Annotated in this window: 1 pseudogene; it reads right to left on the bottom strand. The window is 68.3% G+C overall.

Annotation, left to right across the window (positions count from 1 at the left end):
• Nucleotides 1–205: pseudogene (locus EN851_RS35955) on the bottom strand (acyl-CoA dehydrogenase family protein); the annotation flags it as partial.
• Nucleotides 206–281: the final 76 nt, after the last annotated feature.

The raw sequence follows: 281 nt of genomic DNA, 5'->3' as shown, positions 1-281 counted from the left end.
CCGTGACCTTGAGCGCGACGCGGGGCGCCACGACCTTGATCTGGCTGATCCAGGGCGCGGCGGCGCGGGCATCGCCCTGGTCGATCATCCAAGCCGCCTTGAGGCACAAGAGCCGCGCCATCTCGATCTCCATGCGGCATTCGGCGATGATGTCGAAATTGGCGCCGAGCTTGGCCAGCGACTGGCCGAAGGCCTCGCGCCGCATCCATCACTGCATGCGCGCCATCGGCCAGGCCGAAATGGCGCTGGAGATGCTGTGCCAGCGCTCGGTGCGGCGCGAG

Origin of the sequence: Mesorhizobium sp. M8A.F.Ca.ET.208.01.1.1, assembly GCF_004791315.1 — a bacterium.
Classification (GTDB): domain Bacteria; phylum Pseudomonadota; class Alphaproteobacteria; order Rhizobiales; family Rhizobiaceae; genus Mesorhizobium.
Note: the sequence above shows the minus strand (reverse complement) of the source record. Positions and strands in the feature narration are given on the sequence as shown.